Origin of the sequence: Agrobacterium sp. SORGH_AS_0440 (genome assembly GCF_031453135.1) — a bacterium.
Classification (GTDB): Bacteria; Pseudomonadota; Alphaproteobacteria; order Rhizobiales; family Rhizobiaceae; genus Agrobacterium; species Agrobacterium pusense.
This window is the reverse complement of sequence record NZ_JAVIYR010000002.1, coordinates 2320406-2345205: the sequence shown is the minus strand read 5'-3', so window position 1 is coordinate 2345205 and position 24800 is coordinate 2320406. Positions and strand designations below refer to the sequence as shown.

Below are 24800 nucleotides of genomic sequence, written 5' to 3'. Positions count from 1 at the left end.
GGCGAAGCGGGAGATGATGCATTTCGAGGTTCATGGTCGCACCGAGCCTGAGGCCCCCACTATCCTGTTGTCCTCGGGACTGGGCGGATCGGGTGCTTACTGGACGCCGCAGATCGAGGCTCTTTCCGGCCATTTCCGGGTCGTCACCTATGACCATCGCGGAACAGGCAGGACAGGCGGCGAGGTGCCGCTCGATGGCGGCATTTCCGCCATGGCGGATGATGTGCTGGAAATTGTCTCAGCCCTGAACCTCGAAAAATTCCACTTCATGGGACATGCCCTCGGTGGCCTGATCGGCCTTGATATCGCGCTGCGGCGGCCCGGCCTTATCGACCGGCTGGTGCTTATCAACGCGTGGAGCAAGGCCGATCCACATTCCGGGCGCTGCTTTGATGTGCGGATCGAACTCCTAGAAAAATCTGGAGTAGAGGCTTTTGTCAAGGCGCAGCCGCTGTTCCTTTATCCGGCGGCGTGGATGTCTGACAATCAGGACCGGCTGGCACGGGACAATGCCCATGGCGTGGCGCATTTTCAGGGCAAGGACAATGTGCTCCGCCGCATTGCGGCGCTGCGAGCCTTCGATGTGGACGCACGGCTTGGCGAGATAGGCAATCCGGTGCTGGTGGTGGCGACGAAGGACGATCTTCTGGTGCCCTATACCCGCTCGTTGCGTCTTGTCGACGGTTTGCCGCAAAGCGAGCTTTGCCTTCTCGATTTCGGGGCTCACGCGGTCAATATTACCGAACCCGACCTTTTCAACGCCCGGCTTTTGCAGTTTCTGCTGCCGGTTGACCAAACATTCTGACAGGATTTTAGAGCACGATGACGAAAGCACTGGATGATGCAGCACTCGCAACGCTTTTCACCGAAGCACGCACCCACAATGGCTGGACGGACAAGCCGATCAGTGACGAGACGCTGCACGCGCTTTACGACCTGACGAAGATGGGACCGACTTCGGCCAATTGCTCGCCGGCACGTTTCGTCTTCGTGCGCAGCCCGGAAGCCAAGGAAAAGCTTCGGCCGGCACTCTCCTCGGGCAATCTCGAAAAGACCATGGCCGCGCCGGTCACCGTCATCGCTGCCATCGACAGCGAATTTTACGAGAAACTGCCGGAACTGTTTCCGCACGCCGATGCGCGTTCGTGGTTTACCTCCAGCCCTGCCGTGGCCGAAGAAACTGCCTTTCGCAACGCCACGCTTCAGGCCGGATATCTGATCCTTGCCGCCCGCGCGCTGGGGCTGGATACCGGGGCGATGTCGGGTTTCGACAAGGGCAAGGTGGATGCGGCGTTTTTTGCCGGCACGACGTGGAAATCCAATTTCCTGATCAATCTCGGTCATGGCGATCCGTCAAAGCTCTTTGGCCGCCTGCCGCGCCTTGGCTTTGACGACGCCTGTGTGCTGGCTTGATGGCCTGTTAAGGAAGGATGGGTTAGATGCAGATGATGTCTCTTGAAAAGGAAGCGGCAATGGAGACGAAGACTGCAGAGCAACGCAGCCTCGATTATAGAAACGCCATGGCGCGGCTCGGTGCGGCGGTCAATATCGTCACGACGGATGGTGCCGTAGGCCGGGCAGGATTCGCCGCGACGGCGGTTTGCAGCGTTTCCGACAATCCGCCCACGCTTCTCATCTGCCTCAACCGCAATTCTTCCGCTTACAGGGTGGTGAAGGCCAATGGCGTGGTCTGCGTCAACACGCTCGCCGCCCATCATGAGGTGCTGAGCACGCTCTTCGGCGGCAAGACGCCTGCCGAGGAACGTTTCGCTGCGGGCAGCTGGGGCGTGCTCGAAACCGGTGCGCCGGTTCTCGAAGATGCGCTCGTCTCTTTCGATTGCCGTATCCGCGAGGCCCATGACGGCGGCACGCATGATATTCTCATCTGCGAGGTCGTGGATATGAAGATCAATGCGGGTGATGAGGCGCTGATGTATTTCAACCGGCGTTACCGGGTGCTTTGAAGGCTGTCTATCGACAACATCCGGCTGGACGATTCTGTTTGGCGCGGCCATAGCATCCGCACACCGTCACCCCGGACGAAACGTATCGTCGTTTCTCAGAAAGTCGAAGGGCGTTCCCGGTCTCCCGGAAACGCCCTTTTCATTACTTGATCAGCGGCAGAAGATCGTTGATCGACTTCTTCGCATCACCATAGAACATGCGCGTATTGTCCTTGTAGAACAGCGGGTTCTCGATGCCGGAATAGCCCGTGCCCTGGCCGCGCTTGGAGACGATGACGAGTTTCGACTTCCACACTTCCAGCACCGGCATGCCCGCGATGGGCGAGTTGGGGTCGTCCTGCGCTGCCGGGTTGACGATGTCGTTGGAGCCGATGACGATGACGACGTCGGTGCTGGGGAAGTCATCGTTGATCTCGTCCATTTCGAGCACGATGTCGTAAGGCACCTTCGCTTCGGCGAGCAGCACGTTCATGTGGCCCGGAAGACGGCCAGCCACCGGATGGATGGCGAAGCGCACGGTCTTGCCGTCGGCGCGCAGCTTGCGGGTCAGTTCCGACACGGCCGATTGCGCCTGCGCCACCGCCATGCCGTAACCGGGCACGATGATGACGCTGTCGGCGTCGTTCAGCGCTGCGGCCACGCCTTCGGCGTCGATTGCCACCTGTTCGCCTTCGATTTCCATCGCCGGGCCCGTCGTGCCGCCGAAGCCCCCGAGGATGACCGAGATGAAGGAGCGGTTCATCGCCTTGCACATGATGTAGGAGAGAATCGCACCCGAGGAGCCGACCAGCGCGCCCGTGACGATCAGCAGATCGTTGCCGAGCGTGAAGCCGATGGCTGCTGCCGCCCAGCCGGAATAGCTGTTCAGCATCGAGACGACGACAGGCATGTCGGCGCCGCCAATGCCCATGATCAGGTGGTAACCGATGAAGAAGGCGGCAAGCGTCATCAGGACGAGCGTCCATGCGCCTGCGCCGTTGCAATACATGATGAGCAGCACGAGCGACAGGATCGCAGCACCGGCGTTCAGCAGATGCCCGCCCGGCAGCTTCTTCGCCTTGCCATCCACCTTGCCGGCAAGCTTGCCGAAGGCAACGACAGAGCCGGTGAAGGTCACCGCGCCGATGAAGACGCCGAGGAAGACCTCCACCTTCATGATCGCCAGTTCAACAGGCGTCTTGTGGGCGAGGATGGCGGAAAAGCCCGTCAGCAAGGAACGCGCGGTGTCATCGAGCGAGGCGACATGCGCTTCCTCGATATGGGCGTTGAAGCCGATGAAAACGGCGGCAAGGCCAACGAAGGAGTGAAGCGCCGCCACAAGCTGCGGCATCTCGGTCATCTGTACACGGCTTGCGACGAAGTAGCCGAGCACGGAGCCGCCCGCCAGCATCAGGAGCACGACGAGCCACTGCCCGACGCCTTTGCTGATTTCAGGGCCAAAGACGGTGGCGATGATGGCGAGGCCCATGCCTGTTATGCCGTACCACACGGCGCGTTTGGCGCTTTCCTGGCCGGAGAGACCGCCGAGCGAGAGGATGAAAAGAACGGCTGCGGCAACATAGGCCGCGGAAACAATACCAATGGTCATTTATTTGATTCCCCGCTTGGCTCAGGACTTCTGGAACATGGCGAGCATGCGCCGTGTCACGAGGAAACCGCCGACGATGTTGATCGTCGCGATCAGGACGGAAAGCGAGGCAAGGATCACCACCAGCCAGTTGCCGGAGCCGATCTGCAGCAGCGCACCGATGATGACGATGCCGGAAATCGCGTTGGTCACGGCCATCAGCGGCGTGTGCAGCGAGTGACTGACATTCCAGATCACCTGGAAGCCGACGAAGCAGGCAAGCACGAAGACGATGAAGTGGCTCATGAAGCTTGCCGGCGCGTAGAGGCCAACGAGCAGCAAGACGGCCGTGCCGGCGACCAGAAGCCCGACCTGGTTCTTGGTCTGTGCCTTGAACTCGGCCTTTTCCCTGGCGTGTTTCTCCTCCGGCGTCAGCTCTTTTGCTTTTTCCTTCGGTTTCTGCGCGGCAATGGCCTGAATTTTCGGTGGCGGCGGAGGATATGTGATTTCACCCCGATAGGTGACCGTCGCGCCGCGGATGACGTCATCTTCCATGTTATGAACGACCTTGCCATCCTTGGCAGGCGTCAGATCGGTCATCATGTGACGGATATTGGTGGCGTAGAGGGTCGAGGCCTGCGTCGCCATGCGGCTTGGGAAATCGGTGTAGCCGATGACGATGACGCCGTTGTCGGACACGACGCGCTGGTCGGGAACCGTCAGATCGCAATTACCGCCGCGCTCGGCGGCGAGGTCGATGATGACCGAACCCGGCTTCATCATCGCCACCATGTCGGCAAGCCACAGCTTCGGCGCGTCGCGGCCCGGGATCAGCGCCGTGGTGATGACGATGTCGATCTGCGGTGCAAGTTCGCGGAATTTCTCCAGCTGCTTCTCGCGGAATTCCGGCGAGGAGGGGGCGGCATAACCGCCGGTCGCTGCGCCATCCTGCTGCTGGTCGGCAAAATCGAGATAGACGAATTCCGCGCCCATGGATTCGATCTGCTCGGCCACTTCAGGGCGAACGTCGAAGGCATAGGTGATCGCGCCGAGCGATGTGGCCGTGCCGATGGCGGCAAGACCGGCAACGCCGGCACCGATGACCAGCACCTTGGCGGGCGGCACCTTGCCGGCGGCTGTGACCTGCCCGGTGAAGAACCGGCCGAAATTATTGCCCGCCTCGATCACCGCGCGATAGCCGGCGATATTGGCCATGGAGGAGAGCGCATCCATTTTCTGGGCGCGCGAAATGCGCGGCACCATGTCCATGGCGATGACGTTAGCGCCCTTTTCCTTCGCCTGCTCCAGAAGGTCCTTGTTCTGGGCGGGATAGAAAAACGAGATCAGCGTCTTGTCAGAAGACAGGCGATCAATCTCCGAGGTTTCAGGCGGACGAACCTTGGCGATGATGTCGGAGCCGGTGTAAAGCGCCTCAGCGCTGTCGACCACGGTCACGCCTGCGGCGCGATAGGCGTCGTCAGAAAAACCGGCCGCCTTGCCGGCGCCGGCTTCGATGACGCAATCATATCCCAGTTTCTGCAAAGCCTGCGCGCTATCCGGCGTCATGCCAACGCGGGCTTCGCCCTCATATAATTCTTTAGGTGTCCCGATTCTCAAAACTGCTCTCCCATTCCCGTCCTGATAAGCCGTCATAGCCCATTTCGAGTGTTTTTGTCTTGTTCTTGCTGTTTTTCTACCTGCGGCGGATTGACAGGCTGGAAAAGCCCATTTTCGGCGATGGCGGTACGGCGGCAACAAAAAACCCGGCGCCGAAGCGCCGGGTGATTGCTGCGTTTCATCGACTGCCACTCAATCCATGGCGTGGATATCACGATCCTTGGTTTCCGGCAGGAACAGCATGCCGATGACCAGCGTGATGCCTGCAAAGATGATCGGATACCAGAGGCCATAATAGATGTCCCCCTTGGCCGCGCTCATGGCGAAGGCGGTGGCGGGCAGAAGGCCGCCGAACCAGCCGTTGCCGATGTGGTATGGCAGCGACATGCCGGAGTAGCGGATGCGGGTCGGGAACAGTTCGACCAGCAAAGCTGCGATCGGGCCATAGACCATCGTCACGTAGATCACGAGGACGGTGAGAACCGCGATGATGACAACCCAGTTCACGGCAGCCGGATCGGCCACCATGGAGAAGGCGCCGCCGCCGGCCACGGTGTAAACGGCCATTTCGGCTGCACCACCGGTTTCGGCCGGGGTCAGCAGCTTGTCAGCCACCAGCTTGTCGGTCGCAACCATCTTCTTGTCGGCAGCGCGAACGGCGTCTGCATTGAGGTTCAGTTCCGGGTTTGCGGCAATGAAGGCGTCCAGTTTTGCGTCCGGCACCTGTGCCGCGCCACGCACCAGCGGGTAACCGCCATCGTGGAGCGCCGTGTTGACCTGCTTCTGGAAGGCCTTGTCCTTGGCTGCCGCATCCGCGCCGGCGGCGCCGGCGTCGTAGCTGGTAATGGTGGCGTCGCCGATCTTCACGGTGGCCGGCTGGCCGGCTGCGCCCGCAACCACGTCATAAGGCACCGAGTTGCGTGTCAGGAACGAGGTGGCGATATCGCAGGACGTGGTGAACTTCGCCGTGCCCGTCGGGTTGAACTGGAACTTGCAGTCGCCCGGTGCGGCAGTCACGGTGGCGCGAACGCTCGCCTGTGCCTGTGCAAGCGCCGGGTTGCCTGCCCAGGTCAGTGCCTTGAACAGCGGGAAGTAGGTCAGCATGGCAAGGATGAGGCCGGCCATGATGATCGGCTTGCGGCCGATCTTGTCTGAAAGCCAGCCGAAGATAACGAAGAAGCTGGTGCCAAGAATGAGCGCTGCCGCCACCATGATGTTGGCCGACTGTCCGTCGACCTTCAGAATGCTCTGCAGGAAGAAAAGGGCGTAGAACTGGCCCGTGTACCAGACAACGGCCTGGCCGATGACGGCACCGACAAGCGCGATGAGCGCGATCTTGGCGTTCTTCCACTGGCCGAAGGCTTCGCTGAGCGGCGCCTTCGACGTCTTGCCCTCTTCCTTCATCTTCTTGAAGGCGGGGGATTCGTTCATCTTCAGACGGATCCAGACGGATACGCCAAGCAGCAGAACGGAAACGAGGAAGGGAATGCGCCAGCCCCAGGCAGCGAAAGCTTCCTTGCCGAGCGCGAACTGCACACCGAGGATAACCACCAGCGACAGGAACAGGCCGAGCGTTGCCGTCGTCTGGATCCAGGAGGTGTAATAGCCCCTGCGGCCGTTCGGTGCGTGTTCGGCCACGTAAGTTGCAGCTCCGCCATATTCACCGCCGAGTGCAAGACCCTGCAGCATGCGCAGGACGATCAGGATGATCGGAGCGGCGATGCCGATCTGCGATGCGCTGGGCAGCACGCCGACGAGGAAGGTGGACACACCCATGATGAGGATGGTGATGAGGAAGGTATATTTGCGGCCGACGATATCACCGAGGCGGCCAAAGACCAGCGCGCCGAAGGGGCGGACGAGGAAGCCAGCGGCAAAGGCCAGCAGAGCGAAGATGTTACGCGTCGTTTCCGGATACTGGCTGAAGAAGTTCGCGCCGATGTAAATCGCCAGCGAGCCATAGAGATAGAAATCGTACCATTCGAAGACTGTTCCGAGAGAAGAGGCGAAAATCACCTTCTTCTCTTCACCCGTCATCGGACGGGCGGCGCCGCTTACGGCTGCAACATTTGCCATTGTCTGTCCTCCACAGATGTCCCAATCGACGCATTGCGGAGCCCAACTCTCTCCTCTGGACTCACCTTGCGGCTGCAATGCGCGGATCATGAGAGTGACAGAAAATTAACCCCAATAAGAGCGATGCTTTCGGATTATGACTTTAGTCTAATGTTAAACGTCCCGAATATGTCGCTGCGGCGATTTGTGCTTTGGTCCGAGCGGCTGCATGACGCGCCTTTTTCCTTGACAGAACCGAGAAACCTTCTAATAGCTTCTCGCGAAGAAGGAGCATCACCTTGCGCATGCATGTTGCAGACATGTTCGTCATGGAAGGACCGGCACAATCCGCCGGCGATGATCCGCGCCTTTCTTATTCTATCCGAATTACGGCCAAAACGACGATTAAAACCGTCTGACGTCTCTGGCCACCGCTCTCTCCCCGGTTTGGCTGGGGATCGAGGAAGCCGCGATCTGATGATGCGGGTTCCCACCTCACCAAAAAGAGGAGAGACAGAAAGAGAGCTTGATCATGGGTTTCAAAGTTGCAATTGCAGGCGCCACCGGCAACGTCGGTCGCGAAATGCTTAATATCCTGGCCGAACGCGGTTTTCCCGCCGATGAAGTCGTGCCGCTCGCTTCCGCCCGCTCGCAGGGCACGGAAGTCTCCTATGGCGACCGCACGCTGAAGGTCTCGAACCTCGAGAACTACGATTTTTCCGACACGGATATCTGCCTGATGTCTGCGGGCGGCGATGTTTCCAAGAAGTGGTCGCCGAAGATCGGCCAGCAGGGCTGCGTCGTCATCGATAACTCATCCGCATGGCGCTACGATCAGGACGTTCCGCTGATCGTTCCGGAAGTCAACGCCGATGCGGTTGCAGGCTTCACCAAGAAGAACATCATCGCCAACCCCAATTGCTCCACGGCGCAGCTTGTTGTCGCGCTGAAGCCGCTGCATGACTTCGCCAAGATCAAGCGCGTCGTCGTCTCCACCTATCAGTCGGTGTCCGGCGCCGGCAAGGAAGGCATGGACGAGCTTTTCCAGCAGACCCGCGCCGTTTTCGTGGCCGACCCGGTCGAAGCCAAGAAGTTCACCAAGCGCATTGCCTTCAATGTTATCCCGCACATCGACGTCTTCATGGAAGACGGCTACACGAAGGAAGAATGGAAGGTTCTGGCCGAAACCAAGAAGATGCTTGATCCGAAGATCAAGGTGACCTGCACGGCCGTGCGCGTCCCTGTCTTCATCGGCCATTCGGAATCGGTCAATATCGAGTTCGAAAACGAGATCACCGCCGATCAGGCCCGTGACATCCTGCGCGAAGCACCGGGTTGCCTCGTGATCGACAAGCGCGAAAACGGCGGTTACATCACGCCGGTTGAATCCGCTGGCGAAGACGCGACCTACATCTCGCGTATCCGCGAAGATGCGACTGTCGAAAACGGTCTCAACCTGTGGGTTGTTTCTGACAACCTGCGCAAGGGTGCTGCCCTTAACGCCGTCCAGATCGCCGAACTGCTCATCAATCGTGGCTTCATCAAGCCGCGCAAGGCGGCCGCCTGATCCGAGATACGAATTTTTAAGGTTCGTTAAGTATAACCCGTCTGTTCTGTGTGGGGCAGGCGGGTTTTATAATTGGCGAGATCACGGCCAGTTTATTTGCAGGCCTTGCTGCCGAAAGGCAATTTAGGCCGCCAAAAGACAGTTTTGGCACCTGAATCATACAGTATTGACGGTTTGGTTCTCGGGAAAAACTCCCCAAAGGATATCGAAGGCAGATTTTGATGCGGGCAATGAAGGTAATTCTGGCTGGTGTGGCCATGGTCTCGGTTCTGGCAGCGACGCCGGTTATGGCCGCGCAATGCGGCAACACTTCGGCGGGCTTCGATGCCTGGGTCAGCGCCTTCAAGCAGGAAGCGGCGGGTCGCGGCGTCAGCGCCTCGGTGCTCGACCGGGCTTTCTCCGGCGTCTCCTACAACCAGGCGACGATCCGCGCCGATCGCGGTCAGCACAGCTTCAAGCTTTCCTTCGAGCAGTTCATGCAGAAGCGCGGCGGTCAGACGATCATTTCGCGCGGCAAGACCATGAAGAAGAACAACGCCGCACTGTTCGCCTCCATCGAGCGTGCCTATGGCGTGCCGGCTGGTCCGCTGCTCGCCATCTGGGGCATGGAAACAGGCTTTGGCGGTTTCATGGGCAACCAGCACACGCTTTCCGCCGTTTCAACGCTTGCTTTTGACTGCCGCCGTTCGGACTATTTCACCGAGCAGCTTTATGCGGCTCTGAAACTCGTCGGCAGCGGCTCGCTGAACGTCAACGCCAAGGGTGCCGCCCATGGTGAAATCGGCCAGACGCAGTTCCTGCCGCTGAACGTCGTGCGCTACGGCGTGGATTTCGACCGCGACGGTCGGATCGATCTCGTCGGTTCGCGCGCCGACGCGCTGGCTTCCACCGCAAACTTCCTCGTCGGCCATGGCTGGCAGCGCGGTGCAGGCTACCAGCAGGGGCAGGCGAATTACGCGGCAATTCAGGGCTGGAACGCCGCAAGTGTCTACCAGCAGGCGATCGCCTTCATCGGCAAGGCGATTGACGGCCAATAAGGCCGCTTTTCACGCGCGAATTCCCACTTCCGTCATGCCGGACTTGATCCGGCATCCAGTCACGGCGCGTCCGCGCCGTGAAAGAGTCTTTGGCGATCAAGGATTTGATCGCGCTGGACCCCGAATCTAGTCCGGGGTGACGAGCGTTGAGTTTGGCCGGTAGCTATTACCTGCCAATCACAGATCCGGGCGGCGGAAGTCGCCGGTCTTGCTGTCCATCACCCACAATTCGCCGGTCGAAATATCGAACCATGCGCCGTGCAGCTTCACCTTGCCGGCGGTTTCCTGTGCCTTGACGAAGGGGAAGCCGCGCAGATTGGCGATGGAGTTGCGGATGGAGACTCGTTCCAGCGCCGTCTGCCGCTCAGAGGCGGTCATGACGTCGTTGCTCTGGATTTGCGAGGCGGCCGACTTGACCATGTTCATCCATTTGCCAATGAAATCACCGGGCGACAGCGGCTCCAGATTGGGATCGAGCGCTGCCTGAATGCCGCCGCAGCGACCGTGGCCCATGACGACGATATCCTTCACCTTCAGCACCTGAACCGCATATTCGATGGCCGCCGAGGTGGCGTGATATTGCCCGTCCGGCTCGAAGGGCGGCACCATGTTGGCAACATTGCGGACGACAAAAAGCTCTCCCGGGCCGCAGTCGAAAATGGTTTCCGGCGCGGAGCGGGAGTCACAACAGGCAATGAACAGGGTCTGCGGTTTCTGTCCGGTATCGGCCAGAACGCGGTATCTTTCGCGCTCGTCGGCATAACGACCGCTCATGAAGTTCTTATAGCCGTTGAGAAGGTTTTCCGGAAAATCTTTCATCTATCGCAGTACCGTTGTGGTTGGACCGAGATCAAGGGAAGAACTCGGTGCGTTGAAGACCAATCCTTTGGAGCATTTTCGGTTTTCTTCGAGCCGTGAAACCGCTCCAACTCCTTGCTTGTCGCATTTCCGGACGAAGACCGAGGGCCACGTTTCACGGAAATGCTCTAGCCGCTATTTGCGCTTGCTGCGCGAAGGATGCAAGAGATGACGCATCTGCACCATGGCCATGGGTGTGGAGAGGCTTGAAGAATCCGTCTCCAGCGTCAGTTCGTTCATGTCGCGTTTTTTTGTGCGGGCCAGAATTTCGAACACGCTGGCGGTTGCGAGCTGCAGCGCCTTTTCGTCATCCAGACCTTCCAGCAGGCGGGCAAGAAACAACGCCGACATCAGGTCGCCGAGGCCGTTAGGCGCATTTTCAATGGCGCGATGTTCGGCGAGCAGCGCGTGGCGGCCGCTGAGGTAAAGGTTGCCGGTGCCGCCCGTCATCATCGGCACCGCCGAGGTGACCAGCATTTTTGGCGGGCCGAGGGAAAGCGCTGCATCCATGATGGCGCTGTTGGTCTCAAGCGCGGCGCCGCTCATCCAGGCGAGTTCATATCGGTTGGGCGTGGCGACCGTGGCAAGCGGAATGAGGTGATCGCGGATGGCTTCGGCAGTCTCAAGGGGAATATAAAGTCCGCCCAGATCACCCATGACAGGATCGCAGGCGTAAATCAGCGCCGGGTTCTTTTCCTTGAGATTTCGGATCAGCCTTGCGACGGCACGCACCTGCGCGGCGCTGCCGAAATAACCGGTCAGAACCGCCTTGACCTCGCCGATCCATTTGGCGTTTTCGAGGTCGGTCATCGCCTTGTCGAAGTCTTCGTCCTGAAAGCGCATGCGGGTGGATGGTCCGTGGCCGGGATGCCAGGGCATGACGATGGTGGGCACTGCCCAAACCGGAAAACCGAGTGTCTCCAGCGCGAAGACTGCCGCGCGGTTGCCAACGGAGCCCCGCATGACATGGCTGGAAATGACGATGACGGCGCCTTGGGTATTGTCCTGCATCACGGCCTTCTTGCGTTCAAACGCGGCAGAAAGCCCACCAATGCTGCCCCCGCCCAAAGATCAAGATGCGCTCTCATGACATATCGCAAGACCAGTTTCCACCGTTAATCCCGCAAGGGTCTGTCCCGCAAAAGCATGGCGGTCGTTTTGTCGCCGTCAGGGAAGGTCTGTCATTGCGGGATCGCTGCACCGATTTCTCGTCAAGGCGGCGGCTTTCGCGTTACACTTCTCCGCCTGATGCCCTATAGTTGTATTCATGCTCGCTCTCATCATCGCCTATTGGCCGCATATTCTTGCCGTTCTCTCCGTTTTGATGGGAACCGTGGCGGCCGTGCACGCCACCATGACGAAGGAAGAAGTTCGCTCGGCACTGGGCTGGGTCGGCGTCATCGTGCTGTCGCCCATCGTCGGTGCGGTCATCTATGCCATTGCCGGCATCAACCGCATTCGCCGGTCCAACATCACCCAGCAGCGGTCCTTCATGCAGGACGAGATCATGGACCGCGTGGCCCGTTTCGACGCCGGCGGTGAGCTGGTAGCCGAGCGGTTCGGCCGCCGTTTCGCGGCGATGAAGGTACTGGGTGACCGGGTGACCCGCCATGCACTGACGACTGGCAACAGCATCGAACCCATCGCCACGGGTGACGCCGCCTATGCGGCGATGCTTGGAGCGATCGAGCAGGCGAAACGGTCGATCATCCTCGAAACATATATTTTCGATAATGACCGGATCGGCGCCCGCTTCGTTTCCGCCCTCCAGCGGGCAAAACAGCGCGGCGTGGAGGTGAGGGTGCTCATAGATGCCGTGGGCGCGCGTTATTCGGTTCCGAGCATCCTGCCGACGCTGCGGGAAAGGGGCATCGTCGCCAACGTCTTCAACGGTAACGTCATCATGGGGCTGCGGCTGCCCTACGCCAATCTGCGCACCCACCGCAAGATTCTCGTGGTGGACGGACGTGTCGCCTTTAGTGGCGGCATGAACATACGCGAGGGTTTTACCGAGGAGTTCGGCCAGGGAAGACAATCGCACGACACACATTTCAAGATCAGCGGACCGGTGGTAGCGGATTTTTTCTCCATTGCGGCGGAAGACTGGCGTTTCACGACAAAGGAACTTCTGGATACGCCGGTCTGGGATATCGCCATTCCAGAAGGCGTGCCGGGCTCGCAGATCGTTGCCCGCGTTTGCTCCTCCGGGCCGGACAAAAGCATCGAGACCAATCACAAGATGCTGACCGGCGCTTTTTCCATCGCAAGGTCGTCGATTCTCATCATGTCGCCCTATTTTCTCCCGGATCGGGAGCTTATTTCGGCGCTGATTACGGCGGCGCGACGCGGCGTCGTCGTTGATATCGTAGTGCCGAAAAGCAATAATCTGGTGCTTGTCGACAGGGCGATGACGGCGCAGTTCGATCAGATGTTGCGCAACTATTGCCGGATATGGAGGGCGACGGGAGCGTTCAATCATTCGAAGATGCTGGTGATCGACGGACGGTGGAGCTACATCGGTTCGTCCAATCTCGATCCCCGCTCTTTGCGTCTGAATTTCGAGATCGATCTGGAGGTTATGGACGAAGCGTTCGGACAGGCCATCACGCAGACGATCTCGACGGCGCGCGACGCCGCAATACCTGTGAGACTGAGCGAACTGAAAGCGCGTCCGTTCGTTGTTCGTTTTGTGGAACGGGTACTGTGGCTGGCCTCGCCCTATCTTTGAGCGGAGATGACGTGTGAAAAAAGACGGCGTGCTGGAAAACGAAAAAGCGGTACTGGCGCGGAATACCAGCCTGCCGGCCTTTGTGATGGACTCGCTGCGCAATCACCGTCAGCGGCAGAATGCCAAGCCTGCGGAAAAGGCGCATGATTTTCCCGTTATCGCCTCCTACAACGTGCATAAATGCGTGGGCCGGGACCGCAAGTTCGATCCTGATCGCACCAGTCGCGTGATTCAGGAAATCGGGGCGGATATCATTGCGCTGCAAGAGGCCGACAGCCGCTTCGGCGAACGCACCGGGCTGCTCGATCTCGCCCGGCTGGAAAGGGAAAGCGGCCTTGTCCCCGTGCCTGTGCAGGTCGGGGTGAAGGCGCATGGGTGGCATGGCAATGTCGTCCTGTTCAAGGAGGGCGCGGTCAAGGAGGTTCATACCCTGAAGCTGCCTGGGCTTGAGCCGCGTGGCGCGCTCGTTGTTGAACTGGATCTGAAGCGCGGCGGCACCCTGCGGGTCATTGCCGCTCACTTCGGGCTGCTGCGGCATTCCCGCGCCCAGCAGGCGAAGGCTCTGATCGGCCTTCTTGAAGCGAGGGATGAATGCCCGACCATTCTCATGGGAGACCTGAATGAATGGCGCCTCGGCAATGGTTCATCACTCAATACGTTTCGCGATGCTTTCGGCGCTCTGCCGCCAGCCGTACCCAGTTTTCCGTCCAACCTGCCGGTGCTGGCTCTGGACCGGATCATCGCCAATCGTGAAGGGCTGATCGAGCAGGTCGAAGCGCATGACAGCGCACTGGCGCGTATCGCTTCGGATCATCTGCCGCTGAAAGCCGCGGTGCGGACCGACCTGCTTCCGGCCTGATCTTGCAGCGGCGTGCCCAGGAAAGCTGCCGCAACAATCTCAGGAGGCCGGCTTAAACCCGTTGCGCCGCTGTCACGTGGCTGCGTGAGCGCGCTTCCAGCAAGGATGTGCGAATGGCTTCCATCAACCGCTCACGATTGTTTCTGGTCTTGCCTCTATCGAGATTTTGCGCAGAAAGCGCGAGATCAAGACCCTCATGCATCACTATCGAATAGGCAACAGTCGTCGCCCAGTTCTCGTAATCCTGCTCCATCATGTCGCCCCTGAACTAAATCATTTAGTCCGAATCACCCTGTTCTTGGAAAATAACACAAAATACAAAGCATAAAATATCATTGTTTCTTCCTCTGCGGGCAGTCACCAACATCTATATTGACTTTTGCCAATTGTGGTGCGGCCGGAACGCGGCCTGTATTACCGTTAAGCACTTGAAACTGATTCAATTTCAGAAGAGGCGCATACACATCTTTCCATATGAAACGCCGCGCATCTCGGGATGCGCGGCGGGCTTGCGTCGAAGGTTGCGGTGGATAGGTGTCGGTCTCAGCCGGCCTTTTCGAGCTTGTAGTCCGAATTGGCCGGTTCTTCCTGCTTGTGCTGGATGAGCGGACGGTTGCCCGCCAGCTTGCGCACCAGCACATAGAAGACCGGAGTCATGAAGATGCCGAAGAACGTCACGCCGATCATGCCGGAGAAGACCGCGACACCCATGGCGGCGCGCATTTCCGCACCGGCACCTGTCGAGACGACCAGCGGCACCACGCCCATGATGAAGGCGAGCGAGGTCATCAGGATCGGGCGCAGGCGAAGCCGGCTTGCCTCGATGGCCGCCTGAAGCGGCGTTCGTCCCTCGAATTCCAGTTCCCGGGCGAATTCCACGATCAGGATCGCGTTTTTCGCTGAGAGACCGACAAGGACGACAAGGCCGATCTGCGTAAAGATGTTGTTATCCCCTCCCGTCAGCCAGACGCCCGTGAGGGCTGCGAGCACGCCGAGCGGGACGATCAGGATGATCGCGATCGGCAGGGTCAGGCTTTCATATTGCGCAGCGAGCACGAGATAGACGAGCAGCAGCGCCAGCGGGAAAACCACGATGCTGGAATTGCCGGCGAGAATCTGCTGATAGGTCAGATCCGTCCATTCGTAATCGACGCCCGCGGGCAGGGTTTCGGCAAGGATCTTTTCGATCGCGGCCTGTGCCTGACCCGAGGAGAAGCCCGGTGCCGGTCCGCCGTTGATATCGGCCGCAAGGAAGCCGTTATAACGGTTGGTGCGCTCCGGTCCGGTCGTCGCATTCACCTTCAGGAGCGTCGACAGCGGGATCATCTGACCCGTTGCCGAGCGAACCTTCAGGCGGCCAATATCTTCGGCGTGGGCGCGGAACTGTGAATCCGCCTGCACACGGACGCTGTATGTGCGACCGAAGGCGTTGAAGTCATTGACATAGAGCGAGCCGAGATAGATCTGCAGCGTCTGGAAGACGTCGCTGACGGAGACGCCCAGCTGTTCCGCCTTGGCGCGGTCGAGATCGGCGAAGAGCTGCGGCACGTTGATCTGGTAGCTGGAGAAAATGCCTGCCAGCTCCGGCGTCTGATATGCCTTGGCGATAACGGCTTTCGCCGCTTCGTCCAGCGTCTGGTAGCCGTAACCGGCGCGGTCTTCGATCTGCAGCTTGAAGCCGCCTGTCTGGCCGAGACCGTTAACCGGCGGCGGCGGGAACATGGCGATGAAGGCGTCCTGAATGCCGGCATATTTCTGGTTCAGCTGCATGGCGATGGCGCCACCTGACAGTTCCGGTGTCTTGCGCTTTTCGAAGTCGTCGAGAACCGCAAAAACGATCCCGGAATTGGAACCGATGGTGAAGCCGTTGATCGACAGGCCGGGGAAGGCGATGGCGTGGCTGACACCGGGCGTTTCCATGGCGATCTCGCTCATCCGCTTGATCACGCTTTCGGTACGGTCGAGCGTTGCGCCATCAGGAAGCTGCGCGAAACCGATGAGGTACTGCTTGTCCTGCGCCGGCACGAAGCCGCTCGGAACTGTCGTAAACATGCCATAGGTGGCGGCCACCAGCGCCATGTAGACGATCATGACGAGGCTTTTGCGCGTCACCAGCCCGCCGACCGTCTTGCCGTAGCCGTTCGAGGCCGCGCCGAAGGCACGGTTGAAGCCGCGGAAGAACCAGCCGAGGATCTTGTCCATGAAGCGGGTGAGCCAGTCTTTCGGTGCGCCATGTTCCTTCAGCAGCAGGGCTGCAAGTGCGGGTGACAGCGTCAGCGAGTTGATGGCCGAAATGACGGTGGAGATGGCAATCGTCAGCGCGAACTGCCGGTAGAACTGGCCGGAAAGGCCGGAGATGAAGGCGAGCGGCACGAAGACGGCGACCAGTACCAGCGCAATGGCGATGATCGGGCCGGAGACTTCGCGCATCGCCTTATAGGTGGCGTCACGCGGTGAGAGCCCGTTTTCGATATTTCGCTCGACGTTTTCGACGACCACGATCGCGTCATCCACCACGATGCCGATGGCGAGCACAAGGCCGAACAGCGTCAACGCGTTGATGGAGAAGCCGAAGGCATACATGACGGCGAAGGTGCCGATGATCGAGACCGGAACGGCGATCAGCGGAATGATCGAGGCGCGCCACGTCTGCAGGAAGAGGATGACGACAAGCACCACGAGGCCAACGGCCTCGAGGAGTGTATCGACAACCTTCTCGATGGAGGAGCGCACGAATTTCGTCGTATCGTAGACGATCTCGTATTTCACGCCATCGGGCATCGCCAATTGCAGATTATCCATGGTGGCGCGGACATTGTCGGCGATTTCGATGGCGTTGGAGCCGGGGGCCTGAAGGACCGCAACAGCCACGGCCGGCTCACCATCGAGCAGAGAACGCAGCGTGTAATCGGCTGCTCCGAGTTCGATGCGTGCGACATCGCGCAGGCGGGTGATTTCGCCGTTTGCGCCGCTCTTGACGATGATGTTGCCGAATTCTTCCGGCGTCGTCAGACGGCCCTGGGCATTGACGTTGAGCTGCAGGTCGACACCGTTCGGGCTTGGTGAAGCACCGATGACGCCGGCCGCGGCCTGCACGTTCTGCTGGCGGATGGCGTCGGAGACGTCGCTGGCGGCGAGATCATGCTCGGCCACCTTCTGCGGATCGAGCCAGACGCGCATGGAATAGTCACCCGCGCCGAAGACCTGCACCTGACCCACGCCTTCGATGCGGGCGAGACGGTCCTTGACGTTCAGCGTCGCATAATTGCGCAGATAGGTGATGTCATAGGCGTCGGTCTTGGAGACAAGGTTGACGACCATGATGAAGTCGGGCGAGCTCTTGACCGTGGTGATGCCGAGCGCGCGCACTTCCGCCGGCAGGCGCGGTTCGGCCTGCGAGACGCGGTTCTGCACAAGCTGCTGGGCCTTATCAGGATCAGTGCCGAGCTTGAAGGTGACGGTGAGCGTCAGCACGCCGTCCGACGTCGCCTGGCTGCCCATGTACAGCATGTCTTCGACACCGTTGATCTGTTCTTCGAGCGGTGTCGCGACGGTTTCAGCGATAACGGTCGGGTTCGCACCGGGATAGGTGGCGCGCACGACGACGGATGGCGGAACGACTTCGGGATATTCCGAAATCGGCAAGGCGCGCATGCCAAGAAGGCCTGCCACCACAATCAGGATCGACAAGACGCCGGCGAATACCGGCCGGTCGACGAAAAATCTGGAAATATTCATATCCAGTCCCTCTCCGGGTATATTTTGGAATGCGAAGGCCGCTCCGGCGGCAATTCTGCCGCCGGTGAAGGCCGGTTCTGTCTGAATGCACGTCTCGCGAAAGCGCGGGACGCTTACTGATCAAAGAGATGGATTACTGCGAGGCAGCAACCTTATCTTCCGCCTGAGGTGCGATGGTTGCGCCGGGACGGATGCGCTGCAGGCCATTGACGACGATCGTATCACCGGCAGCAAGGCCGCTTTCGATGATGCGCTGGCCATCGGCCGGCGCGCCCGGCTTGATCTGGCGGTAGCTCACCTTGTTTTCAGCATCGACCACGAAGACGAAGCGCTTGTCCTGATCCGTACCGATGGCGCGATCGCTGATGACGATGCGGTTTTCCGGCTTCGGTTCGCCCATGCGCACCCGCACGAACTGGCCGGGGATCAACCTGCCATCGGGATTGTCGAAGACGGCGCGCACACCGATGGTGCCGCTTGCCGAATCCACCTGATTGTCGATCAGGTGCAGCGTACCCTTGATCGGCGTGCCTTCATCCGAAAGCGTGCCGATTTCCACTGGGATCTGTTCGAGAGCCGGCAGGGCGCCATCGGTCTTCGGCAGCTCGGCAAGAGCCTTGGCCACCACGCCTTCGCTGGCGTTGAAGCTCGCATAGATCGGGTTGACCGACACGAGGGTCGTCAGTGCCGGCGAGGTGGAACCGGCGGCGACGAGGTTACCGGCGGTGATTTCGATGCGGCCGACGCGGCCTGAAACAGGTGCGCGGATTTCGGTGTAACCGAGATCGAGTTGCGCCGTGGTGAGTGCTGCGCGGGCGGCGCGAAGCTGGGCTTCGGCATCCGCAAACGAGCTCTGGCGCTGGTCGAGATCGCTCTGCGAGATGGTGCGGTTGTCGGAAAGCCGGCGGCCACGGTCGAGTTCCGTTTTCGCAAGGCTGACCTTGGCTTCGGCGGAGGCAACCTGTCCTTCAGCGCCGGCGACAGCGGCCTGATAGGGGGCCGGGTCGATGGTGAAGAGGGGATCGCCTTCCTTCACCAGCGCACCTTCGCGGAAGTGAACGGCCTTGATCTGGCCGGCGACGCGGGAGCGGATCTGCACCCGGTCAACGGCTTCCAGACGGCCGGAAAATTCCTCCCAGCGCATCACGTCGCGGCTTTCAACCTTGGCAACGGTGACAGGGATCGCTGGTGTTTCAGCAGGCGTGGAAGCGGCCGTTGCATCGCGACTGGTGGGGAGGTCGAAAAACAGTGCTGCTGCTGCAACGGACATGGCAAGCCCGATACCGGCGCCCGTCAGGGCCCGGCGCTTTGTGTTCAGCGTCATGGGTATCTCCTTCGCCCCCGATCGGGAGCAGGTCGTTCATCTATTTTACTTCGTCGCATGATCCGGACGTAAAACCGCTACGCACTTTTACTGGACATGCTCAAAATGCGAAATTTCAGTGGTTTAACTGGTCAACGAAAGTCTTGAACTCCGAACAGACGGATGAGACCCATCCGCCGCCCTCTCCTTGATAAAGCCCCGTCCAGCCGACGCCGGCGGGGAAAACATGCTGCCTAACGCTAACGCCTGAGGCGATGAGGCGGTCTCCGTAATTGACCGTTTCGTCGCGCAGAGGGTCGTCCTCGGCGGTAAAGATCAGCGCCGGCGCCACCCGGTTCAGCCGCGTGCACTGGCAGGGTGCGGCATAGGGGTGAAAAAACCCCGCACGCCTTGGCAAGGTAATGGCTCCAGCCATCCGCCCAGCGCTGGCGCATGCCGATCCTGTCCGCGTCGCGGAAGGATTCCGTCGTCATCATCGGATCGATCATGGGCGACAGAAGTATCTGACCGGCAAGTTTGCCCGGCATGCGGTCACGGGCCTTCAAGGCAAGCCCCGCCGCCACATTGCCGCCTGCCTCTTCGCCGGCCACGAACAGCAGCGATTTCGCGCCGCCATAATGCTTGCGATCCCGGCTCAGGCGATCGAGCGCTTCGTAAGCGCAGTCGATAACCATCGGAAACTCGTTGCCGGACGGCCTGCTGTAATCGGCCTCCACGACCACCGCGCCGCTTTCTGCAAGCGCGCGCGCGACCGGAAGTTCCGGGCAATTGCCGCCCGGCTCCAGGCCGGGTTCCAGAAACGAACCGCCGCGCAGATAAAGTACGACGGGCGGTTGGCTGCACAGGCTCGAACCTTCATATCGGCGCACGGAAAGCTGGGACGCGAAGCCCCCACAGCTTTTGATATTCTCCCAGTGCGCGTTCATCTGATCCGGTCCCGTTGCACCACCTTGAGCAGTGCATCACATTTGCAAAATCTGAAATTCATATTATTGTTCGGGGAAAAACGATCAAGTATGCCAAAATGAAAACACTATTCCAAAAAGACGGATAATCTCATCATGGATCAGCTCTCCGCCATGCGGGTTTTTACGCGTGTCGTGGAAACCGGCAATTTCAGCCGCGCCGCGACAGCGCTGAACATGCCGAAAACCACGGTCACCAATATGGTCCAGGCGCTCGAGGCGCATTTGCAGACCACGCTTCTCAACCGCACGACGCGGCGAGTGATGCTGACAACGGACGGCGCTCTCTATTATGAGCGTGCATCGCAGATTTTATCGGAAATAGAAGAACTTGACGGCAGCATGTCCAGCGCGCAGGTGCAGCCATCCGGCCGGTTGCGCGTGGAGATGGCCGGTGTCTTTGCGGACCTTGTGGTTATCCCACATCTTTGCGAATTTTACCAGCGCTATCCGCAAATCCGTCTCGATCTCGGTGTCGGCGACCGTCTGGTCGATTATATCGCTGAAAATGTCGACTGTGCACTGCGCGTCGGCGTTTTGCGCGATCAGTCGCTGATTGCCCGAAAAGTAGGCGAACTCCGGTTCGAAACATTTGCGTCACCGTCCTATATCGAAAATTTTGGCATGCCCCGAGAACCGGAGGACCTGGAGAAGGATCATCTGTCGGTGGGTTACCTCAATGCCACCACCGGTCAGATCATGCCGGCTTCCTTCGACAATGGCATACGCAGCGTCGAGTTGACGCCCAACTACGTCGTTTCCGTCAATGACAGCCGCACCTACTTGAATGCGGCGCTCGCCGGCATGGGCATCGTGCAGCTGCCGATCTTCATGGTGCGCGACGCCCTTTCGCGCGGAGAGCTGGTGCCGGTGCTTTCCGAATGGCGACGGGAGGCGATGCCGATCTATGTCGTCTATCCCCAGACCCGGCACGTGACCAACAAGGTCCGCGTTTTTGTCGACTGGCTTGCGAAGCTGGTGCATGGGCTGGTGTGATAATCAGCGCCCGACCCTTGCGGCAAGGAAATCTATGAAGGCGCGCACGCGGGCTGCGAGATGCTCATGGCCGGCATAAACCGCGTGGATCGCCTCCATGTCCTCGGCGCTATAGTCTTCCAGTACGGGAACGAGCAGGCCAGCCCTAATATCGGGTTCGACGTGGAATTCACCGACCCGACCGAGCCCAAGCCCCGATAGGCAAAGCCTGCGCATGGCCATGCCGCTGTTGACGGAGGCATTGCCCGTGACTGGCAGGCGATAGACATCGGCAGAACCGGGGTCGCGGAACGGCCATTCATTGAGACTGCGACTGAAATTGAAGCTCAGGCAATTGTGCCGCGCCAGATCCTGCGGCGTTTCCGGCATGCCGTATTGTTCGATATAGGTGGGGGAGGCGACGATAACGCGGCGTACTTCCTTCAGCTTTCTTGCCTTCAGCGATGAATCGCCCATGGCGCCGGAGCGTATGGCAATGTCCGTGCGTTCCTCGATCAGGCTGATGACACCGTCAGTCAGCGAAATATCCAGCTCGATTTCCGGATAAAGCGACAGGAATTCCGGTGCAAGCGGCAGGAGATAACGTTCGCCGAAGCCCAGCGTCGCGTTGACCCGTAGCAGCCCGCGCGGCACCACCTTGCCGCCGCTCGCCACGATCTGCTCGGTCTCGGCTATGTCGGCGAGAATGCGTCGGGCCCGCGCCAGATAGACCTCGCCCTCCGGCGTAAGCGTTACGAGCCGGGTAGAGCGGGCCACCAACCTGGTGCCGAGACGGTCTTCGATACGTGTGACAAGTTTGCTGACGGCCGAGGGCGAAAGCTTCAGCCTGCGCCCGGCGGCTGAAAAGCTGCCGAGTTCCGCCGCCGCCACGAAGACTTCCATCTCTCCGGCCCTGTTATCCATCGCGCATCACCTATGAAATCAATTCAAAGGTATTTATCCGGCTTTGCCGATTATCATGCAAGTCCCCTTCGCCCATATTGCGTTCATACAATTTGATCCAACCGGGCAGCCCCAAGCTGTCCAGAAGGCCCGCGATCCAGCTGCGGGCGAAGAGGTATTCGTCATGCCATTGGCCATATTTGCCCTGACGATCGCGGCCTATGCGATCGGAACAACGGAATTCGTCATTGTCGGTCTGCTGCCGACCGTCGCAAACGATCTCCATATCACCCTGCCGCTCGCCGGTCTCATCGTCAGTGTCTATGCACTGGGTGTGACCTTTGGTGCGCCGATCCTGACCGCATTGACCGGCAAGATAGAGAGGAAGCCGCTGCTGCTCGGCCTGATGGCCCTGTTCATCGTCGGTAACAGTCTTGCAGCCCTCTCACCCAATTATGAGATGCTGCTGGTCGCGCGCGTCATTGCCGCCTTCGCCCATGGCGTCTTTTTCTCGGTCGGCTCCACCATCGCGGCCGATCTCGTGCCGGAAAACCGTCGCGCCTCGGCCATTGCCATGATGTTCATGGGCCTTACGGTCGCCATCGTCACCGGTGTTCCGCTCGGCACCTATATCGGCCAGGTCTTCGGCTGGCGCGCAACCTTCTGGGCCGTTGCTGCCCTTGGTGTCATTGCCTTCCTCGGCATTGCAGCGCTTCTCCCGAACACACTCAAGAAGGCGCCGCCGGCAAGCTTGCTCGATCAGGTCGGTGTTCTCGGCTCCGGCCGCCTGCTCATCGTTTTCGCCATGACCGCGCTTGGTTACGGCGGCACCTTCGTCGCCTTCACCTTCCTTGCGCCAATCCTGCAGGATGTGACCGGATTTTCGGAAAAGAGCGTCAGCCTTATCCTCGTGCTTTACGGTATCGCCATCGCGGCCGGCAACATCGGTGGCGGCCGGATCGCCAACCATAATCCGGCCAGGGCGCTGATTGGCCTCTTCCTGGCGCAGGCCATCGTGCTGCTCGTCTTTTCCTTCACCGCGGTTTCGCCGGTGCTGACGCTCACCACGCTTGCCGCGCTTGGTTTCCTCTCCTTCGCCAATGTTCCCGGCCTGCAGCTTTATGTGGTGCAGCTTGCCAAGGAGCATCGTCCCGGCGCCGTCGATGTCGCTTCGGCGCTCAACATCGCCGCCTTCAACCTCGGCATCGCCATCGGCGCGTGGCTCGGCGGTCTGGTGGTGGAATCACCGTTGGGTCTTGGAGCCACACCCTGGGTTGGCGCCATCCTCGTCGCGGTTGCCCTGCTTCTGACCATCTGGAGCAGCGCGCTCGACCGCCGCGCCGCGCTGACGCTGAAAACTGCCTGAGCTTTTCATGAAATACCCGGCCGCTCCCAAGCCGGCCGGGCCACCTCAAAGGAGAAAATATATGTTTGATGTCACTGCAAACGGCGCGTCAATCCCGGCGCTTGGTTTCGGCACGTTTCGCATTCCCGGCCCCGATGTGCTGCGTATCGTTCCCCATGCGCTGAAGGCCGGGTTCCGCCATATCGATACCGCCCAGATCTATGGCAATGAAGCCGAGGTCGGTGAAGCCATTGCTGCTTCGGGCGTTACGCGCGGCGAAGTGTTTCTCACCACCAAGGTCTGGGTCGAGAACTACAGGCACGATGCCTTCCTCGCCTCTGTCGATGAGAGCCTGAAAAAGCTGAAGACCGATCATGTGGACCTGCTGCTGCTGCACTGGCCGAACGAGGCGGTTTCGCTTGCCGAGCAGATCGGCGCGCTGAACGCGGTGAGGCAGGCCGGCAAGGTGCGCCATATCGGCGTCTCCAACTTCAGCACGGCGCTGATGGCCGAAGCGGTGAAGCTGTCCAATGCCCCGATCGTGACCAACCAGATCGAATACCACCCCTACATCGATCAGGATGTGGTTATCGCCGCCGCCAAAGCTGCGGGCATGTTGGTGACGGGTTATTACGGCATGGCCGATGGTAAAGTGTTTGACGATCCAGTGCTGAAGGAGATTGCCGCGGGCCGTGGCAAGTCGGTAGCACAGGTGGTTCTGCGCTGGCTCGTGCAGCAGCAGGGCGTCGTCGCCCTGTCGAAAACGGTGAGTGAAGCCCGGGTCGAGGAAAATCTCGCCATCTTCGACTTCGAGCTTTCGGCAGATGAAATGGCGGCAATCCGTGCGCTTGCAAGACCGGACGGCCGCATCGTTTCGCCGGAAGGGCTTGCGCCCGTCTGGGACGAGGCCGCCTGACGATGAGGGCCGGGGAGAGAACTCTCTTCCCGGTTTCTTTTCGCGAGAAATTTTCGCGTATGGCGATGCGCCTCGCATCGGGCATGCCAGAGATTTATCGGCCGGTTCTGGAAATTTGGAGCGGGCGAAGGGATTTGAACCCTCGACCCCAACCTTGGCAAGGTTGTGCTCTACCCCTGAGCTACACCCGCTCAAATCCACCGGTCCGGGGTAGTATGCTGAACCGTGGGCCGCCGAAGCGGCGACGGGTGCTATATCGCTCAATCGTTTTTGGAATGCAACAGTTTCTTTTGCGGTTTCGGTGGAAATCCGCCTGCCTGCGAAATTTATCTGCCCTTCCGGGAAGCGGCGGGCTCGGACGCCATGGATATTTGAGCGAAGA

The 24800-nt window shown here is 59.9% G+C and carries 19 protein-coding genes, 1 tRNA gene and 1 pseudogene; 10 read left to right on the top strand and 11 right to left on the bottom strand.

The features are described 5' to 3' along the window. Positions 1-13: 13 nt before the first annotated feature. From rutD to rutF, 3 genes are read left to right on the top strand one after another with little or no spacing between them, the layout of a single operon-like run. Positions 14-805, top strand: coding sequence for a pyrimidine utilization protein D (gene rutD / locus QE453_RS20795; protein WP_309777887.1), 792 nt, complete (start codon positions 14-16; stop codon positions 803-805). 17 nt (positions 806-822) lie between these two features. Then, positions 823-1413: a malonic semialdehyde reductase gene (locus QE453_RS20790; RefSeq protein ID WP_022556850.1), complete on the top strand. Its 591-nt coding sequence runs from the start codon at positions 823-825 to the stop codon at positions 1411-1413. 26 nt (positions 1414-1439) lie between these two features. Next, complete coding sequence (gene rutF, locus QE453_RS20785; protein WP_309777885.1) at positions 1440-1964, top strand: NADH-dependent FMN reductase RutF; 525 nt, start codon at positions 1440-1442, stop codon at positions 1962-1964. Positions 1965-2106: 142 nt separating this feature from the next. On the opposite strand, the gene QE453_RS20780 is transcribed toward rutF, so the two are convergent. From QE453_RS20780 to QE453_RS20770, 3 genes are all read right to left on the bottom strand, one after another. Further along, on the bottom strand, positions 2107-3552 hold the full coding sequence (locus QE453_RS20780; protein WP_006697606.1) for an NAD(P)(+) transhydrogenase (Re/Si-specific) subunit beta: 1446 nt from the start codon (positions 3550-3552) through the stop codon (positions 2107-2109). Positions 3553-3573: 21 nt separating this feature from the next. After that, on the bottom strand, positions 3574-5148 hold the full coding sequence (locus QE453_RS20775) for a Re/Si-specific NAD(P)(+) transhydrogenase subunit alpha (RefSeq protein ID WP_006697607.1): 1575 nt from the start codon (positions 5146-5148) through the stop codon (positions 3574-3576). 192 nt (positions 5149-5340) lie between these two features. After that, a complete protein-coding gene (locus QE453_RS20770; protein ID WP_194842396.1) occupies positions 5341-7224 on the bottom strand; it encodes an MFS transporter in 1884 nt (627 codons plus the stop codon). A gap of 511 nt (positions 7225-7735) precedes the next feature. Here QE453_RS20770 and QE453_RS20765 point away from each other — a divergent pair. Then, a complete protein-coding gene (locus tag QE453_RS20765; protein WP_003522626.1) occupies positions 7736-8770 on the top strand; it encodes an aspartate-semialdehyde dehydrogenase in 1035 nt (344 codons plus the stop codon). A gap of 221 nt (positions 8771-8991) precedes the next feature. After that, the gene (locus QE453_RS20760; protein ID WP_004443477.1) at positions 8992-9807 is read left to right on the top strand and encodes a lytic transglycosylase domain-containing protein; all 816 of its coding nucleotides are present in this window, start codon (positions 8992-8994) and stop codon (positions 9805-9807) included. 177 nt (positions 9808-9984) lie between these two features. Here the strand turns inward: QE453_RS20760 and QE453_RS20755 are convergent, their stop codons facing one another. Further along, positions 9985-10626 (bottom strand): carbonic anhydrase, encoded by a 642-nt coding sequence (locus tag QE453_RS20755; RefSeq protein ID WP_022556845.1) that lies wholly within the window; start codon positions 10624-10626, stop codon positions 9985-9987. Positions 10627-10800: 174 nt separating this feature from the next. Beyond that, positions 10801-11676 (bottom strand): pyridoxal kinase PdxY, encoded by an 876-nt coding sequence (pdxY, locus tag QE453_RS20750; RefSeq protein ID WP_004443475.1) that lies wholly within the window; start codon positions 11674-11676, stop codon positions 10801-10803. A 256-nt stretch (positions 11677-11932) separates the two neighbouring features. Here pdxY and QE453_RS20745 point away from each other — a divergent pair, with 256 nt between their 5' ends. Both QE453_RS20745 and QE453_RS20740 read left to right on the top strand, forming a co-directional pair. Next, positions 11933-13393 carry a phosphatidylserine/phosphatidylglycerophosphate/cardiolipin synthase family protein gene (locus QE453_RS20745; RefSeq protein ID WP_309777882.1) on the top strand — a complete coding sequence of 487 codons (1461 nt, stop codon included), beginning with the start codon at positions 11933-11935 and terminating at the stop codon, positions 13391-13393. A 13-nt stretch (positions 13394-13406) separates the two neighbouring features. Further along, the gene (locus QE453_RS20740) at positions 13407-14252 is read left to right on the top strand and encodes an endonuclease/exonuclease/phosphatase family protein (RefSeq protein WP_004443473.1); all 846 of its coding nucleotides are present in this window, start codon (positions 13407-13409) and stop codon (positions 14250-14252) included. Between the two features lie 52 nt (positions 14253-14304). Here QE453_RS20740 and QE453_RS20735 read toward each other — a convergent pair whose 3' ends face one another. The 4 genes and pseudogenes from QE453_RS20735 to QE453_RS20720 all read right to left on the bottom strand — a co-directional run. Next, positions 14305-14508, bottom strand: coding sequence for a hypothetical protein (locus tag QE453_RS20735; protein WP_004443472.1), 204 nt, complete (start codon positions 14506-14508; stop codon positions 14305-14307). A gap of 287 nt (positions 14509-14795) precedes the next feature. After that, positions 14796-17990 carry an efflux RND transporter permease subunit gene (locus tag QE453_RS20730; protein WP_022556841.1) on the bottom strand — a complete coding sequence of 1065 codons (3195 nt, stop codon included), beginning with the start codon at positions 17988-17990 and terminating at the stop codon, positions 14796-14798. 133 nt (positions 17991-18123) lie between these two features. After that, positions 18124-19314, bottom strand: a complete 1191-nt coding sequence (locus QE453_RS20725; protein ID WP_004443470.1) for an efflux RND transporter periplasmic adaptor subunit — start codon at positions 19312-19314, stop codon at positions 18124-18126. Positions 19315-19588: 274 nt separating this feature from the next. Then, positions 19589-20240: pseudogene (locus QE453_RS20720) on the bottom strand (alpha/beta hydrolase fold domain-containing protein); the annotation flags it as partial. A gap of 135 nt (positions 20241-20375) precedes the next feature. On the opposite strand from QE453_RS20720, the gene QE453_RS20715 reads away from it, so the two are divergent. After that, positions 20376-21275, top strand: a complete 900-nt coding sequence (locus QE453_RS20715; RefSeq protein ID WP_004443468.1) for a LysR family transcriptional regulator — start codon at positions 20376-20378, stop codon at positions 21273-21275. Positions 21276-21278: 3 nt separating this feature from the next. On the opposite strand, the gene QE453_RS20710 is transcribed toward QE453_RS20715, so the two are convergent. After that, positions 21279-22178 carry a LysR family transcriptional regulator gene (locus tag QE453_RS20710; protein WP_309777881.1) on the bottom strand — a complete coding sequence of 300 codons (900 nt, stop codon included), beginning with the start codon at positions 22176-22178 and terminating at the stop codon, positions 21279-21281. A gap of 163 nt (positions 22179-22341) precedes the next feature. Between QE453_RS20710 and QE453_RS20705 the strand changes: the two genes are divergently transcribed. Together QE453_RS20705 and QE453_RS20700 are read left to right on the top strand one after the other, a co-directional pair. Next, positions 22342-23523 carry an MFS transporter gene (locus QE453_RS20705; RefSeq protein WP_309777879.1) on the top strand — a complete coding sequence of 394 codons (1182 nt, stop codon included), beginning with the start codon at positions 22342-22344 and terminating at the stop codon, positions 23521-23523. A 61-nt stretch (positions 23524-23584) separates the two neighbouring features. Next, entirely contained in the window at positions 23585-24418 is an 834-nt protein-coding gene (locus QE453_RS20700) for an aldo/keto reductase (RefSeq protein WP_207587762.1), read from the top strand. Positions 24419-24534: 116 nt separating this feature from the next. On the opposite strand, the gene QE453_RS20695 is transcribed toward QE453_RS20700, so the two are convergent. After that, positions 24535-24609 (bottom strand) — tRNA-Gly (locus QE453_RS20695). Positions 24610-24800 lie beyond the last annotated feature (191 nt).